At 65.2% G+C, this 15,982-nt stretch carries 12 protein-coding genes; 5 read left to right on the top strand and 7 right to left on the bottom strand.

Going from position 1 to position 15,982, the window contains the following annotated elements:
• The first annotated feature begins 1 nt into the window (after position 1).
• The 4 genes from HMPREF9153_RS01625 (at position 2) to metG (ending at position 4,509) form a co-directional block, all read left to right on the top strand.
• Positions 2-415: a cytidine deaminase gene (locus HMPREF9153_RS01625; RefSeq protein ID WP_004808903.1), complete on the top strand. Its 414-nt coding sequence runs from the start codon at positions 2-4 to the stop codon at positions 413-415.
• Positions 412-1,332 carry an RNase H family protein gene (locus HMPREF9153_RS01620; RefSeq protein WP_004808902.1) on the top strand — a complete coding sequence of 307 codons (921 nt, stop codon included), beginning with the start codon at positions 412-414 and terminating at the stop codon, positions 1,330-1,332. Before HMPREF9153_RS01625 ends, HMPREF9153_RS01620 begins: the two co-directional genes overlap by 4 nt.
• Positions 1,333-1,388: 56 nt before the next feature.
• Positions 1,389-2,639 carry a polysaccharide deacetylase family protein gene (locus tag HMPREF9153_RS01615; protein WP_004808901.1) on the top strand — a complete coding sequence of 417 codons (1,251 nt, stop codon included), beginning with the start codon at positions 1,389-1,391 and terminating at the stop codon, positions 2,637-2,639.
• An 85-nt stretch (positions 2,640-2,724) separates the two neighbouring features.
• Positions 2,725-4,509: a methionine--tRNA ligase gene (gene metG / locus HMPREF9153_RS01610; RefSeq protein ID WP_004808900.1), complete on the top strand. Its 1,785-nt coding sequence runs from the start codon at positions 2,725-2,727 to the stop codon at positions 4,507-4,509.
• A 108-nt stretch (positions 4,510-4,617) separates the two neighbouring features.
• Here metG and HMPREF9153_RS12545 read toward each other — a convergent pair whose 3' ends face one another.
• The 6 genes from HMPREF9153_RS12545 to HMPREF9153_RS01580 form a co-directional block, all read right to left on the bottom strand.
• On the bottom strand, positions 4,618-5,139 hold the full coding sequence (locus HMPREF9153_RS12545; RefSeq protein ID WP_237726264.1) for a 3'-5' exonuclease: 522 nt from the start codon (positions 5,137-5,139) through the stop codon (positions 4,618-4,620).
• A gap of 729 nt (positions 5,140-5,868) precedes the next feature.
• Positions 5,869-7,521, bottom strand: a complete 1,653-nt coding sequence (locus HMPREF9153_RS01600) for an MFS transporter (RefSeq protein WP_174266628.1) — start codon at positions 7,519-7,521, stop codon at positions 5,869-5,871.
• A gap of 101 nt (positions 7,522-7,622) precedes the next feature.
• Complete coding sequence (locus tag HMPREF9153_RS01595) at positions 7,623-8,141, bottom strand: uridine kinase (protein ID WP_015582253.1); 519 nt, start codon at positions 8,139-8,141, stop codon at positions 7,623-7,625.
• Between the two features lie 265 nt (positions 8,142-8,406).
• A complete protein-coding gene (locus HMPREF9153_RS01590; RefSeq protein WP_004808895.1) occupies positions 8,407-10,260 on the bottom strand; it encodes a DUF2207 domain-containing protein in 1,854 nt (617 codons plus the stop codon).
• A 795-nt stretch (positions 10,261-11,055) separates the two neighbouring features.
• Positions 11,056-12,732 carry a phospho-sugar mutase gene (locus tag HMPREF9153_RS01585; protein WP_004808893.1) on the bottom strand — a complete coding sequence of 559 codons (1,677 nt, stop codon included), beginning with the start codon at positions 12,730-12,732 and terminating at the stop codon, positions 11,056-11,058.
• Positions 12,733-12,758: 26 nt separating this feature from the next.
• A complete protein-coding gene (locus HMPREF9153_RS01580) occupies positions 12,759-13,571 on the bottom strand; it encodes a purine-nucleoside phosphorylase (RefSeq protein ID WP_004808892.1) in 813 nt (270 codons plus the stop codon).
• Positions 13,572-13,748: 177 nt separating this feature from the next.
• On the opposite strand from HMPREF9153_RS01580, the gene HMPREF9153_RS01575 reads away from it, so the two are divergent.
• Entirely contained in the window at positions 13,749-15,128 is a 1,380-nt protein-coding gene (locus HMPREF9153_RS01575) for an NAD(P)H-quinone dehydrogenase (RefSeq protein ID WP_004808891.1), read from the top strand.
• Positions 15,129-15,216: 88 nt separating this feature from the next.
• On the opposite strand, the gene HMPREF9153_RS01570 is transcribed toward HMPREF9153_RS01575, so the two are convergent.
• On the bottom strand, positions 15,217-15,939 hold the full coding sequence (locus HMPREF9153_RS01570) for a hypothetical protein (protein WP_174266627.1): 723 nt from the start codon (positions 15,937-15,939) through the stop codon (positions 15,217-15,219).
• Positions 15,940-15,982 lie beyond the last annotated feature (43 nt).

Raw genomic sequence — 15,982 nt, 5'->3', positions numbered from 1 at the left:
CGTGGACGTCAACTGGGAGGCGCTGCGCCGTCGCGCCCGTGAACTGACCAAGCGTGCCTATGCGCCGTACTCCCACTTCCCGGTGGGCGCGGCCGGACTTGCCGAGGATGGTCGCGTCGTCGTCGGGTGCAATGTCGAGAACGCTGGCTACGGTGTCACCCTGTGTGCCGAGTGCGGGTTGATCAGCGACCTGGTGGCCGGGGGAGGGGGACATCTCCTCGCCTTCTGTTGCGTCGATGCGATGGGGACGACGATCATGCCGTGCGGACGGTGTCGTCAGCTGCTGTGGGAACATGGCGGTCCGACGATGCTCATCGACACCCCGGCAGGGGTGCAGACGATGGCCGAGGTGCTCCCGCAGGCATTCGGCATCGACGACCTGGACCGAGTAACCAACCAACAGGAGAAGTCATGATCGTGGCCGCCGCCGACGGGTCTTCCCTCGACAACCCGGGACCAGCCGGCTGGGCCTGGTACATCGACGACGACACCTGGGCTGCGGGCGGTTGGCCGCGCGGCACGAACAACATGGGCGAGCTCATGGCCGTCCTCGACCTGCTGCGTTCCACCGGCGGCCTCAGTGAGCCGTTGACAATCCTGTGTGACTCCCAGTACGCCATCAATTGCTGCACCAAGTGGATGCCAGGATGGAAGCGCAAGGGGTGGCGCAAGGCCGACGGAAAACCCGTCCTCAACCGTGACCTGCTCGAGCAGATCGACGTCCAGCTGCGTGGGCGTGACGTCACCTTCGAGTGGGTCAAGGGGCATGCGGGCCATGCCCTCAACGAGGCCGCGGACGTGCGAGCTCGGGCCGCTGCCACCGCTTTCCGGGACGGCACCCCGGTCGACCACGGACCGGGGATGACAGTTGCCGACGATTCCCTCTCGGCCGGATCGGACCGGTCTCAGGAGGCCGTCGAGGCCCAGTCGGAGCTGTTCGACCTTCCGCCTGCCCCCGCCAATCCCGACCAGGTGCTCACTGCCGAACTCGTCGCCTTGGAGCGCCGACTCGTCGACCCCGACCCCTACCGGCGTCAGAAGGCGTTGACCGAGCTGCTCGACGAGGACTTCGTCGAACACGGGGTGAGCGGGAGGATCTGGACGAGGGGCCGTGTGCTGGCCGAGGCCCGAAGCCAGACACTCGGAAGCCGTGTCGGCATCGAGGCGCTGGGCGTGGTGAGGCTGTCCGAGCAGACCGTCCTGCTGCGCTGGCGCCACAGGTCCGGGGCGCGGGAGTCGTTACGCGCGTCGCTGTGGCGGCGCGGTCCCCATGGGTGGAAGCTGATTTTCCATCAGGGTACGGTCGTACGCGATGGTGGGGGATATCGGTAATACACATATCTGACACCATGAGGTGACCGTCCTATCTTTGATCGGGGAGCGTGGGCATGGTGCACAAGCGGTTCTCGAGGCGTGACTGGTTCATGGGGGCCACCCTCATGGCTCTCACCGGATGCGCGGAGAAATCCGGCGAGAGGGTCTCGAGCGGCTCGTCCGGCGAGGAGTCCGGGGCGTCGACCGCCCCGAGTGGGACGCCGACCCGCCGAGGGGCGGCTCCCGGGTCACCGACTCCCACGACCTCGCCGACCTCCGTGACCTCTCCCACCCGTGTCGACGACTGGCAACCGGTGCGCGAGCACTGGGCCGAGCCCGATCTGGAACCCTTCCACGGCACCGTCCAGCATCTGTTCATCCACCAGATCATCCCCTTCCCCCGCATGGCGTTCGCCAGCGAGGAGGGGCAGGACTTCGACGACTGGTACATCACCCGGTCGGAGGCCATCGCCCTGATCGACGAGCTGCGCGCCCGTCACTACGTCCTCGTCTCGCTGGCCGACTGCTTCGTGCGTCGCGGTCACGCCGTGGTGCCCAACCCCGAGCTGCGCGTGCCTCGCGGTCACAAGCCCCTCGTCCTGTCGATCGACGACCTCAGCTTCAACCGTTTCCTCCTGGGCAAGGGGTTCATGGACCGGATCATCATCGACTCGACCGGGCACCTGTCGAGTATCGGCAAGGACCCGTCGACCGGCAGGCAGTTCGAGGAGCCCACGAACTGCATCGTCGGACTGCTCGACGGGTACCTGCGTGCCCATCCTGAATTCAGCCTCAACGGGGCGGCCGCGACCCTGGGGCTCACTGGGTACGAAGGCATCCTGGGTTACCGGACTGACCGTCACGAGCGCAACCGGGCCGCCCAACAGGAGGCCGTCAAGCCCATCATCGCCCTCATGAGGAAACGGGGGTGGACCTTCGCCAGTCACTCCTACGGACACATTGACCTGGGTTCGAAACGGATGACCCGGGAGTGGGTTGCCGATGACACCGCCAAATGGAAGCGGGAGGTCGGCGAACTCCTGGGCCCCACGTCCCTGTACATCACCCCGTTCGGTTCTCTGGCCGCCTTGGACGGCCCCCTCATGAAGGTCATCCGCGAGGCTGGTTTCGACGTCATCTGCGACGTGTCCGACGGCACGACGGTGAACCAGCGGCCCGACCTCGGCCTCGTCGTGCAGAGCAGACTGCACGTCGACGGATACGGGATGCGTCACACCCCCCACATCTACCGGGACTTCTTCGACGTCGACAAGGTCTTCGACCACCATCACCGGCTGGCCAAGTGGGGCCACCACCACTTGTGACGGCCTACCGACGCCTGTGACGTCGCGGTGACGCTGGCCGCGGGACGATGCGGCCGCGAGGGTGCGTTCCGATAGACTTCGCACCATGTGTGCCAACATTCTTGCCGCCGTCGCGTGGCCCTACGCCAATGGGCCTCGACATATCGGCCATGTGTCCGGATTCGGTGTCCCCTCTGACGTCTTTGCCCGGTACATGCGAATGTCGGGCCACCGAGTTCTCATGGTCTCCGGCTCGGACTGCCACGGCACCGCCATCTCGGTCAAGGCTGATCAGGAGGGTCTCACGGCCCAGGAGTGCGCCGAGAAGTATCACCGCATCATCGCCTCTGACCTGCAGGGCCTTGGCCTGTCCTACGACCTGTACACCTCGACGATGACGGACAACCACGCTCACGTCACCCAGGAGATCTTCACCCGCCTCCACGAGAACGGCTACGTCGTCAAGAAGGCCGAGATGGGTGCTTTCGAGCCGTCCACCGGTCGCACCCTGCCGGACCGTTACATCGAGGGCACCTGCCCGATCTGCGGGTACGACGACGCCCGCGGTGACCAGTGTGACGACTGTGGTCGTCAGCTCGACCCGGCCGATCTGCTGAATCCGCGTTCCAAGACCACCGGGGCCACTCCCGAGTTCCGCGAGACCGAGCACTTCTTCCTCGATCTCCCCGCCCTCGCCGAGTCCTTGACGGCTTGGATCGACACCCGCACCGATTGGCGTCCCAACGTTCTCAAGTTCTCCCACAACCTCCTCGAGGAGCTGCGTCCACGCGCCATCACCCGTGATCTCGACTGGGGCGTCAAGGTGCCGGTCGAGGGCTGGGAGAACGAGCCCATGAAGCGCATTTACGTGTGGTTTGACGCCGTCATCGGCTACCTGTCGTCCTCCATCGAGTGGGCCCGGCGCATCGGCAAGCCAGATGCCTGGCGCGAGTTCTGGAACGACGATGACGCCCGCTCTTACTACTTCATGGGCAAAGACAACATCGTCTTTCACTCCGTCATCTGGCCCGGCATCCTGCTGGGCACCAACGGACGTGGTGACAAGGGAGGCGAGCCCTCCGCGGAGCTCGGCATCCTCGACCTGCCGACCGAGATCGTCTCCAGTGAGTTCCTCACCATGAGTGGTTCGAAGGTCTCGAACTCGCGTGGTGCCACCATCTTCGTCGGGGACTTCCTGCGTGAGTTCGGACCAGACGCCCTGCGTTACTTCATCGCGGTGGCCGGCCCGGAGAATCAGGACACCGACTTCACCTGGGAGGAGTTCGTCCGACGGGTGAACTTCGAGCTGGCCAATGAGTGGGGCAACCTCGTCAACCGGTCCATCTCGATGGCCTTCAAGAACTGTGGCGAGATCCCGGCTGCCGGCGAGCTGACCGACGCCGATCGCGAACTGCTGGACGCCTCGGCTGGCGGATTCGACACCGTCGGGGACCTGCTGGCCCACGCCAAGTTCAAGGCCGCCATCACCGAGGCTATGAGGATTGTCGGACTGGCCAACGCCTACATCTCCGCCCAAGAGCCCTGGAAGCTCAAGGACAACCCGGAGCGCCGCGACACCGTGCTGCACGTGGCTCTTCAGGTCGTCAGTGACGTCAACACCATGCTCACCCCGTTCATGCCGCACTCGGCCCAGAAGATATACGAGGCGCTGGGGGGCGAAGGCGTGTGGGCGGCCCAGCCCGAGCTCGTCGAGACCGACGGTGCTGCCCCCATCCTCATGGGTGACTACGCTTCGGAGAAGGCTTCGTGGGGGCGTCGCGAGATCGCGGTCGGAACCCTGCTGGCCAAGCCCAGCCCGATCTTCCGCAAGCTGGACGCCAAGCTTGCCGAGACTGGTCCGGAATGGGCCCCGGTCAACCCGCAGTCCTGATACACGGATCTGCCAAAAACCGACAATGGCAACGTCACCATCGTCGGTTCCGGGCAGTTTCTGGCAGCTCCGTGTAGTACCCGGCGGGTACCGGCTGGGGGCGAGAGGTCAGAGTTGGCTGGCCAGTCGCTGCAATTGGCAGACGATGAGGGCGCACGCCTCGGCGTCGGAGTCCGCCCGGTGGTGATTCAGGTGGTAATTCGGTTCACAGGCCTGAAGCACCGTCGGAAGCTTGTAATTGGGCAGACCACGGATGAGGCGTTGGGCCGTCCGGTAGGAGCAGAAGAACGGGGACGGCAGGGTGACAGTGCCGAAGTACTCGTCGAGCTGGCGCCACACCCGGGAGTCGAACAGGGCATTGTGGGCGTAGACGGGGGAGCCGGCGACAAATTCCGAGATCTCGTCGGCTACCTCAGGCCACATCGGGGAGTGCTGGACATCTGCCGCGGAGATGCCGTGCAGGTAGGTGAACTGGAAAGCGTCCCATCCGGGAGGAGGACGCAGCAGGGAGTTGAATCGGTCGACGATTCGGCCTTCACTCACCCTGACCATGGCGAGCTGACATGCGGACACCCCGCCCTGCCGGTTGGCCGTCTCGAAGTCCACGGCGACGAAGGTGTCGCAGGCCATCTGTTCCGGTGAGGGAATCAGTTTGGAATGTCGGGGCGTCCGTGTCGCGCGGCCCTTCCGGATGGGGGCCACGGCGTGCGGCGCCGGGGGTTGACTGACGACGGTCCAGTCCAAGGACATGGTGTCCTTCGTCCGTCTGCCGGCTTCCACCAGACGTCTCCATTCCTCGTGATATTCCGTGGCGTCGCGGCCCTCCACCTTGGCCCACAGTTCCTGGGCCCTGGCCCGACGTTTCCACAGGTCTAGGTGTTCGTCGATCCGGGAGGACTCGATACCCAGGTTGAGCCAGAACTCGATCGTCCGCGCCTCCTCGGGGTAGTACCTCATCCGGCGGAGGATCTTCGCCACCTCGATGACCCAGGACTCGTCGGCGGTGTCAGGGGCCTCCTGCGCCATCGAGAACATCGAGAACATGCATCCGGATGCCAGGACCAACGCCTGCTCGTAGTCACCCTCACGCTTGAGGGCCGCGATCTCCTGACGCCACCGGCCATTGTCTCGGCCTCGGTACATCGGGACAATTCGGTCGGAGTCGTCCACCATCGCGGAGAGATCGCGAAGGTCTTTCGGTGTCGCACGCTCGGGATGACGCAACAGCCTGCGCAGCCACTGCGGCACTGTCATGCTCGATGCCATGCTGAACGCCCTTCCAGAAACCATCACCGGTCAGGTGCGACCAAGGATTCCGCTCAGGGTATTCCTCGGGGCCGACAGCGTCCCCGTGAGTTGTCACGCCTCCTGCTTGTGAGCCTGACGCATGACCATGAAGGAACCGAGCAGCCCGAGCACCAGGAAGAGGGCCGAGAACCCGATCGACCATGCCGCTGCGTGAGCAAACCCGGTCTCCAGGCCGTGAATGACGGCGTCCCGGGAGTCGCCCAGTGGACGGACGGACGGGCTGCCGGGAGGGGCATTGCGCAGCCCGGTGATGGCGGATCCAGCCGAGTCCTGGGTGGCCCGGACCAGCTTGTCGAGCACCTTGGTCGGCACACCGCTGATCGAGGACACCTCGTCAGGGATGGTGTGGCTCATCGCAGAGCCAAGGGCGGACCCGGCGATCGCGGCACCGAAGGCCGAGCCGAGCTGACGCACCGTCGATTGGGTGGCCGAGCCCGCTCCCGAGTGCTCCTGGGGAATGTCATGCAACACCGTCGAGGTGAGCTGAGCCGATGCCAGGCCGAGGCCAATGCCGTAGACCACCAGGGTCAGCATGACGAACCACGTCGATGCCTGGGCGCCGACCGTCCAGGCCAGCAGTCCGACGCCGACGACCTCCAGGGTCAGTCCGAGGACGACGACGCCAGGAGCTCCCACACGGGCTGCCAGGTGACGGGCCGAGGCCCCGGAGAAGAAGGCACCCAGGGCCATCGCGGCCAGCACGACACCAGTGCGCACCGTCGACAGACCGACCGAGTTCACCAGGAACAGGGGCAGTACGAACATCAGCGAGAACTCACCAATGGCCACCGTCGCGGCGGTCAGGTTGCCCCAGGAGAAGGTGCCGACACGGAACAGGGTGAGGTCGATCAGGGCGTCGCGGCCGACCTTGGCGCGGTGGTTCTCCCACCCGATAAACAGTGCGATGAAGACCAGACCGATGGCGATCGCCCACGGCACCGGGGACATCGACCAGCTCTCCGGCCACGACCAGCCGAAGACCTTGAGGGTCTCCTTCTTGGTCCACCAGCCGAGCGAGGTGGCCTCGATGAGGCCGAAGACGAGCAGGCCGAAGCCGAGGGCCGAGGTGAGCAGACCGTCGACGTCAACGCCCTTCCCGGCCTGCTTGCCACGAGTCTGTGGCACCCATGCGGCGATTCCCGCCAGCACGAGCAGACCCAAGGGCAGGTTGACCCAGAAGATCCAGCGCCAGGAGGCGTACTCGGTCAGGACTCCACCGAGCAGCGGGCCGAGAGCGGCCATACCGCTCATGACGGCGCCCCAGATGCCGAAAGCCGCGGCGCGGTCCTTGCCCTGGAACAGCGAGTTCACCGAGGACAGGGTGGACGGCAGCACCAGCGCACCACCAACACCCTGGACGGCGCGCGAGGCGATGAGTGAACCAGAACCGGACGCCATCGCGGCGAGCAAGGAGCCTCCGATGAAGAGCACGACACCGGCGGCGAAGGTGGTACGACGGCCAACCCGGTCACCGAGACGCCCGGCGCCAAGCAGCAGAGCGGCGAAGATGACGTTGTAGATGGCGCTGACCCACTGTGCATCAGTGAGGTTCAGGTTGAGGGCCGAGATCATCGTCGGCAGGGCGACACCGACAATCGTCCCGTCCAGGATGATGAGTGAGAGCCCGGCGGCGAGGACGGCGAGGGCCTTCCAGCGTCCGGGGACGGGTTGGGCCGCGGTGGCGGCGGAGGTGCTGTCTGTCACGGCATTCCTTTCGACCCCACCGACACTACGGAGCACAAGGCTCCTCGGCATCGATCAAAAGGTTGAAAAACCCTCCGGCACTCAGTCCATGGTGACTGTGACTAGTCCATGAGGGCCGCGACGGTGGCACTCGCCCGTCTCATACTCATCGGCTGGAACCCCATGACAATGGCCCGTGATCGCAGCGCAGGCTCTGCCTGGCACAGGGCCAGACCGCGACGAATTAGCACGGGTGGGGACTTGCGGTGCTGTCGCAGATCGCGGATGAGACGACGGGCGAAGTTGAACCAGCGGGGACGATCCAACCAGATGGGCAGGACCTCCATGCCGGCTCGCAGGCACGGATCGAGCAGGTCGAGGGCGAAGATCCCCTCGGCGACGACGGCTGTCGCATCTCCCACATCGACGACGTGGGTGCCATCGGCCCGAGACCTCGAGATGTCGTAGCGGGGAACGACGGTCTGCCCGTCGGCCGCGAGCTCACCGAGGGCTTCCACAGCCGCTGGAAGGTTCCAGGAGGCGACGTCGTCCCAGTCGACCATGCCGCGTACCCGGGGGAGGCCGGGCTCGTCATGATCGTGGTAGAAGTCGTCAAGGCGCAGTTCAGGCAGCTCAGCCATATGGGTCAGACGGGATTTCCCGGCCCCTGAGGGTCCTGCCAACAGGATGATTGTGCGCGCCACGGCTGATCAGTCTATCGGCAGGCCCATCATGACCATGGAGCGCCCACGAATTTGCCGACGATGGAAGGGGCAGCACCGCCTCAGGGATTGGTCTCGCAGGGCTCTTGCCGCCAACCGCATGGCGTGGCTCAGTTTCCTGGTGAATTCGCTGATCCCGGTGGCACGGTGTCGTCGCCCTCGACCACCATGGGAGTCCAGGGTGTCACCAGCTTCCACCGCCCCCACCGCCGAAGCCGCCGGAGGATCCCGAGGAGAATCCGGAGCTGGAGCTCGAGGTGCTGGACGACGCTGCTGCCGTCATGGACGACGACATCGCTTCGGTCATGTCGTTGAAGGCCGAGGCGAAGGACTGGTTGTGGTGATATCCGTAGCCGTACAGCGGGTACCACATCGGGTCGGGGGACCAGCGTCCCTCAGCCTCGAGCTGTTCGAACAGGGTGACCCAGCGGTCGACGATGCCGAAGGCCGCGGCCCAAGAAAGGTAGGCCGAGAAGATGTCGAGGTCCTCCTCGATCTGGATCTGCTCCGCCTCGATGGTGGCCAAGTAGTCGCGGAATCCCCGCACCTGATCGGTCATCGCGGTGCCCAGAGCGCTGCGAGGTGGTCGGACTTTCCGGGACAGGCCGAGGAAGAGGATGCCGGCCACGAACGTGACGAAGGTCAGGACGAAGTAGACAATGGCGCTTCCGCCTCCGAGCAGGAAGGGGAATCCGGAGACGAACCCGAGTATGCCGAGGATGATCAGGGCGACCCCGATGGCGACGATCCCGAGCCGTGCCTGGCGATGGGACTTCGTGAAGTAGCCGGCCTGGTCGTTGAGCTCGTCGAGGTCCTTCTTGGCATTCGGCAGCGCAATGTTGCCATTCTGGCGACGCAGTTCTCTGGTGGTGATGCTGTTGCCGCTGCCGATGAGGGAACCGAGGAGACGAGCTTCCCAAGGCGCCAACGAGTCCTCCCCGCGCAGCCAGTTGAACCGCCACTCGGGCTTCTTGAACACCAGGCCGGAAGGCTCTTCCTGGTTAATTGACAGATGGTGCCGAGCGACAAGGTCGAGCATGCCGGCGGTGACGGTATTGGTGTCGGCATTGCCGTCGAGGAGGGCTCCTGCTTGTGCCGGGGTGATGCCAGCCGGCGGATGGACGAGGATGGGCCCCTCGACCTTTCCGCGTCGACGCCGGACCTGCTGCAAATCAGGTGCCGGAATGAACCCAGGGGCTTCGTCGGCAAACTCCATGTCGCGCTTGCGGAACAGGGACGCCCCGAGGCCGATGAGGCCTAGTGCAACGACGGCGACAATGTAGGGGATGACGGTGAGGTACTGCGGGAGGTCGGCCCGAGAGCCCGATGTGACCTCGCTCTCCTCGGTCACCGTGGCGTCAGCAGCGGAGGTGAAGGTACCGGCAGGGACACCGGCCACCACCCGCCAGGTCGTGTTGGCATCAATCTTGCGGGCCGAGAAGGTAACGGTTTTCGTGCCCGTTGAGGAGGTGTCGCACTCGCCGTCCTCGACCTCACAATAGACCCTCGTCACATTGGCGGGTGCCGTGATGGTCACCTTGGAGTTGTCGACGGGAACGTCCACATTGGTGAAGATGCGCCAGTTGATCTCGTCGAGGTGAGATTCCTTGTTGTCCCGACCGATGAGACCGTGAACCATGTAGGTGATCCGGTATTTCTGCGTACCGGTGACGGTCCGGTCCTTAGACCCAATGCGCAGCTGTAGTGCGCCGCCATTCTCCTCGTGGAGGTTGGCCGGAGCTCCCGACGGGCTCGAGGCATGAATGTCACTGTAGGTGACATGGCGGACGTGGCCGGGATTATCGGTGAGTGACTGTCTCGTGACGAAGGTCAGGTAAGGCCCGTGTCTGTCCGCGTCGGCGAAGTCGTAGGTGAGGTCAAGGGTGACTCGAGCGTCGCCGTCTCGATCAAGGGTGGCGTTGACGTTGTAAGCCGTGATGCGTTCGTCGCCCTGGGCCTGGGCCGGAACGGCCGGTACCACGGCGACAAAAAGCGTCAGCAGGAATGCTGTTAATACGGCGAATGGGGTACGTCGCATGGAATCAGTGTAAGGCACCCCAATTCGACCGACACCCTTTCTGAAGAGGAGTGGTGGTCAGTGAGTGGACTTGGGGATCGCTATCCGAGATGTTTTTCGTCTCCCAGGTGACGGTGGTGCCGCTGACCTGATGACCATTTCCCGTGGTCCCCCGGAAGCATCCTCGTCGAGATTGACCTGGGCATCCCCACCAGCGTCGAGAACGGTACCGGCGTCATATTCGGTGATGCGTGACAGCTCGACGGAATGGGTCATCGGGGGCAGACGGTCGGTAGGAAGGAGAGCTATCACGGCACACCGGGGATGTCGCATGATCGACGATGTAGGAGCAAAGGGTTCATTCGCCGCGTACAAGTGACCTCACACGGTGAGAAAGGGGAATCTACCGGTGGCTATTACGGCTTACGTGGAAGGATCCTTTTCATGGGTTCTGATCCGGAGCCACTGCGCTCATACGTCGAGCATCCCCAATGGTTACGGTACCGCTGAATACCTTCTGGGATACCGGCCTGTGCCCCTTCGACCGCCCGGCGATGGCTGATTCGGACGGGGAGGCCGCCCCAGGACGGCACCCGGATCGGCGAGGCCGCCATGGCTAGCCGGACACAAGGACGAGATGATCATCAGCGTCGGCGAGAACCTCGTTCCCCGGCCCAGGTGGAATCCCCCTCTCATGTTGCCGAGTCCATCGTCGTCGACCAGCTGCCCATGACCCCGACCGGTGAGAAGGAACACGCCGACCCGGATCGAGTCCGGGGCGGCGACATTGTGTCGGAATTCCTTGTCAGAATCGCGTCAGATCCCGAGCGCCTTGGCCATCTCCTCGCGCAGAGTGATCATCTCGGCGTCCAGCGTGGACTTGGCAGCCGGCAGGTCGGCCGACGACTCCTCAGGAGTTGCCCGCACCTCGAGGTAACACTTGAGCTTGGGCTCGGTGCCGGAGGGACGAGCAACGACGTGGACGCGAGGTCCAGCCAGCTCGATGGCGTTCTGCTGGGGCAGCCCGGACCCATTGCTGGGGTCGTCGAGGTCGCAGACGTCGACGGGGTCGCCCAGCAGGGTGGCCGGAGGCTGGCTGCGCAGACGGTCCATGGCGTCGGAGATGATCGACATGTCGGTGACGCGCACGGCCAGCTGGCTGGTGCGGTGCAGACCATGGGTGGCCCAGATCTCGTCGAGTCGCTCCGAGATCGTGGTGCCGGAGGCCTTGAGCTCACCCACCAGACGCATGATCGTCGCCAGGGCCGTGATGCCGTCCTTGTCCGGCACATGGGAGGGGTCGCAACAGTAGCCGATGGCCTCCTCATAACCGAAGACGAGGCCGGGAACGCGGCCAATCCACTTGAAACCGGTCAGGGTCATCCGGTGCTCGCGTCCTGCTGCCTTGGCCATGCGTCCCAGACAGGTCGACGAGACCACCGAATTGGCGTAGACCCCGTCCAGACCACGACGCAGGGCGTCGTCACCCAGCAGGGTTCCGAGCTCGTCACCGGTGAGCATCCGCCAGTCACCGTCGATGACGGCGGCAACGGCACAACGGTCGGCGTCAGGGTCAGAGGCGATGACGACGTCAGCGTCATGCCTGCGAGCCTGGGCGATGGCCAGGTCGATGGCGCCCGGCTCCTCGGGGTTCGGGAAGGCCACGGTGGGGAAGTCCGGGTCCGGGTCGAGCTGCTCAGCGACACCGACGAACTCCGGCAGACCGGCCGTCTCGACGAGGTGACGCACGACGCGGGTTCCGACACCGTGCATGGCGGTGTAGACCCAGGTGACGTCCGGGTTGGCCGTGGTCAGTTCGGCAGCACGGGCGACGTAGGCGTCGATGAGTTCGTCGCCGATGAGCTCGATGTCGTCACCACGCGGGATCGCCCCGACAGGATCGGCCGACACGACCTCGATCTCGTGGGCGATCTCGGTGTCGGTCGGAGGCACGATCTGGGAGCCGTCACCCAGGTACACCTTGTAGCCGTTGTCGGCCGGCGGGTTGTGGGAGGCGGTCACCATGACGCCGGCAACTGCGCCGTAATGCTTGATGGCGAAAGCGGTCACCGGGGTCGGGATGGGGGAGTCGGCCAGCAAGGCGTGGAACCCGGCCCCCGCCATGATCTCGGCGGTGTCCCGGGCGAAGACGTCAGAGTTGTGCCGGGCATCGAAACCGATGACCACCGACCCCTCCTTCTCGCCGTGGGCACGCAGCCAGGCCGCGAATCCGGCAGCCGCACGCTGGACGACGACTCTGTTCATCCGGGACGGTCCGGGTCCGAGAGCGGCACGCAGGCCAGCGGTACCGAAGGTCAACGGGCCGGAGAAGGCCGACTCAACGGCCGCGACGGCCTCGGAGTCACCGCGCTGGGCACGGGTGAGCAGGTCGGACAGTTCGGTGCGGGTGGCCTCATCAGGGTCCTGGTCGAGCCAGGACTGAACCTGGGTGACGAGTTCGGGGGACAGCCTCTCGGGTTGTGTGGTGGTCATGGTTCCTCGATGGGTGTGGGAGTGGATCAGATGGCAGCCGTGATGTCAGCGAGCAGACCCGCCAGCCGGGGAGCGGCCTCCTTGCCAGCGGCAATGACCTCGGCGTGGTCCAGCGGGGCGTCGGTGACACCAGCGGCGTGATTGGTGACCAGGGACAGGCCGAGCAGGTCGAGTCCGGCTTCCCGGGCGGCGATGGCCTCAAGCGCGGTCGACATGCCGACGAGGTCGGCGCCGATGGTGCGAGCCATGCGGACCTCGGCAGGGGTCTCATACTGGGGGCCGCGGAACTGGGCGTAGACGCCGGTCGGGGTGCCCGGGGAGACCTTCTCGACGACCTCGAGCAGTGCCGGGGTCCATGCCCTCGACATGTCGATGAAGGTGGCGCCACGCAGCGGGGTGGCACCTGTGAGGTTGATGTGGTCGCGAATGGCGACGACGGTTCCCGGACCCCAGGACGGGTCGAGGCCTCCGCAGCCATTGGTGAGGATCATCGTGCTGGCGCCAAGAGCCGCGGCGGTGCGCACTCCATGGACAACCGGTTCGACTCCACGTCCCTCGTAGAAGTGGGTGCGTCCGGTCAGAACGACGGCGGTCCTGCCGGTGGGCAGCTTGACAGCAACCAGGTCGCCGCCGTGCCCGGCAACGACCGGTGTCGAGAATCCAGGCAGTTCGCCGAGCGGGATCCGTCCAATCGTCTCGCCAAGGTGATCAACCCCGGCGGACCAGCCCGAGCCGAGCACGAGGCCCACATCGACGCTGGTGAGCGAGAGGCGGGAACGGATGGCATCGGCAGCATCGCGGGCGATGGCCTGGGGATCGGTGAAATCCGGTGTCGTCATGGGGTCAACCCTAGAGGTTTTCGCCGATCCGGGCGCGCGAACCCCCGGCCCATTCGCAGCCGTCTTCCGAGTCCGGAGGAGCAGCGTCGATACGTGTGTTGGAGCAACCTCATTGTCGGGGTAAGCAATTTCTCTCGATGTCAACAGAAATCTCGCCATGGCTGAAAGAATGCGGTCATGACGTCCATGGTGATCATTGGAGCTGGGCCCGGGGGCTATGAGGCCGCCAACGTCGCGGCGGCAGGTGGCGTTGACGTCACCGTCGTGGAAGAAACCGGCATCGGAGGAGCTGCCGTCCTCACCGACTGTGTTCCCTCGAAAACCCTCATTGCCACTGCCGAGGTCACCGCGACCCTGCGGCGCGCACCCGAGCTCGGCCTTCGCCAGACCCACAAGTTCGAGGTCGATCTCGACGCCGTCAATTCCCGTGTACGCCGTCTGGCCCAGGCCCAGTCCGACGACATTGGCCGCGGCCTGGAGCGCAAGGGGGTGCGCCTCGTCAGTGGTCGTGCCCGTCTGGCCGCGGGCGCTCCGGGCCACCTGCACCGGGTCATCATCAATGATGACGAGATCATCGACGCCGACATCGTTCTGCTCGCCACCGGCACGACCCCGCGTGAGCTCCCGGAGGCTCGCTGCGACGGGGACCGCATCCTCACCTGGAAGCAGGTGTACTCGATGACGGAGATCCCCGAACACCTCGTCGTGGTGGGATCGGGTGTGACAGGTGCTGAGTTCGCGTCGGCCTACGACTCACTGGGATGTCGGGTGACCCTGGTGTCCTCGCGTGAGCAAGTGCTCCCCGGCGAGGACCCCGATGCAGCTCGTGTGCTGCAGCAGGTCTTCGAATCTCGCGGCATGCAGATCCTGTCCCGCTCTCGCGCGGTCTCTGCGGTGCGTGACGGTGATGGCGTCGTCGTCGGTCTCGAGGACGGCCGGACCGTGCGCGGATCCCACGTCCTGATGGCCGTCGGATCAACGCCGAACAGCTCGGACCTCGGCTTGGAGGAGGTCGGTGTTGCCGTCGGTCCGCGTGGCCACATCACCGTTGACAAGGTCTCGCGCACCAGCGTGCCGGGCATCTATGCTGCCGGAGACTGCACCGGCGTCTTCGCCCTGGCATCCGTGGCAGCCATGCAGGGGCGCATCGCCGTGTGGCACGCCCTGGGCCAGGCCCTCCAACCCCTCGACCTGTCCTTGGTGTGCTCGAATGTCTTCACCTCTCCCGAGATCGCCACGGTGGGTGTGACGCAGACCGACGTCGACTCCGGAAAGGTCCAGGCCCGATCCACCCGACTCGACCTATCGACCAACCCGAGGGCCAAGATGCAGGGAATCCAAGACGGTTTCGTCAAACTCTTCTGCCGTCCTGCCACCGGCAACATCATTGGTGGCGTCGTCGTCTCCCCGCGGGCCAGCGAACTCATCCATCCGATCTCGGTCGCGGTGGCCGAGCGGATCCCCGTCGACGCCTTCCAGCACGACTTCACCGTCTACCCATCCCTGTCGGGATCGGTGTCAGAGGCTGCCCGACGGTTGCAGAACTTTGTGGAGTGACGTCGTGGTGTGAACCTGCCACGAGACACACCGTGAGAAGGACCCTTCGACGAATCGCCGAGGGGTCCTTCTGAGGATCGACAAAGGATCAGAAGTCGTCAAATAGGGCTGAGAAGAGCCCCAGACCAACAAGGCCGAGACCACCGACGGCCAGTCCGCTGATGACTGGGTCGGACTCATACCGGCGGTAGTAGCCCTGCACCCACGGCGCGTAGTCCGGGCCAGCCTGCCAGTAGGGCAGCTGGGCGCCATTGACGTCGACGGTGCGGATCCACGGGGAGCGCCCCTGTTGGATGCGCTGGGCGTCGGCGGCGCAGGCCGGAACCTTGCGCGCGACTCCGCCGTCGGGGGAGTACATGACGTCAGTGGTCGACGGGCCATGAGCCGGGTCGAAGAAGCACGGCGGACGCACCTTAGGAATCGGCTCGCCATTGGCGCGGGCCTGCACGCAGGCGATGGAGTGACGGCCCTCCTCGAGGGTCTCGGTGACGAGCGGGATCGAGCGGGTGCCCTTGTCCTGGGCCATGAGTGTCTTGGCGCGGTCGTAGCAGTCCAAGGCCATGTTCCAGTCCTTGCGGCCCTCGGCCGACACCTCCTTGCCGATCATCTCCATGTCGAGATCGCGCAGGGCCTCGCCAAAGGTGGTGACGTCCTCCTCGGTCTCCTGGCGCATCTGCGAGACCTTGGCCTCGATGGCTTTGGCGCGTCGGGCCTCCACCTCGCGGGACTGACGCTGGGCACGCATCAGTGATGCCGTCGTTGCCACAAGTCCCACGAAGAACAGCAGGAAGAGCAGGAGGTCACCGGACATGATCACCAGAATGCTCTCTGAAATGGACACTCACAAGAAAAAT

This window comes from Cutibacterium avidum ATCC 25577 (assembly GCF_000227295.1).
GTDB classification, from domain to species: Bacteria; Actinomycetota; Actinomycetes; order Propionibacteriales; family Propionibacteriaceae; genus Cutibacterium; species Cutibacterium avidum.
The sequence above is the reverse complement of the archived record's forward strand: the minus strand, read 5'-3'. Positions and strand labels throughout refer to the sequence as shown.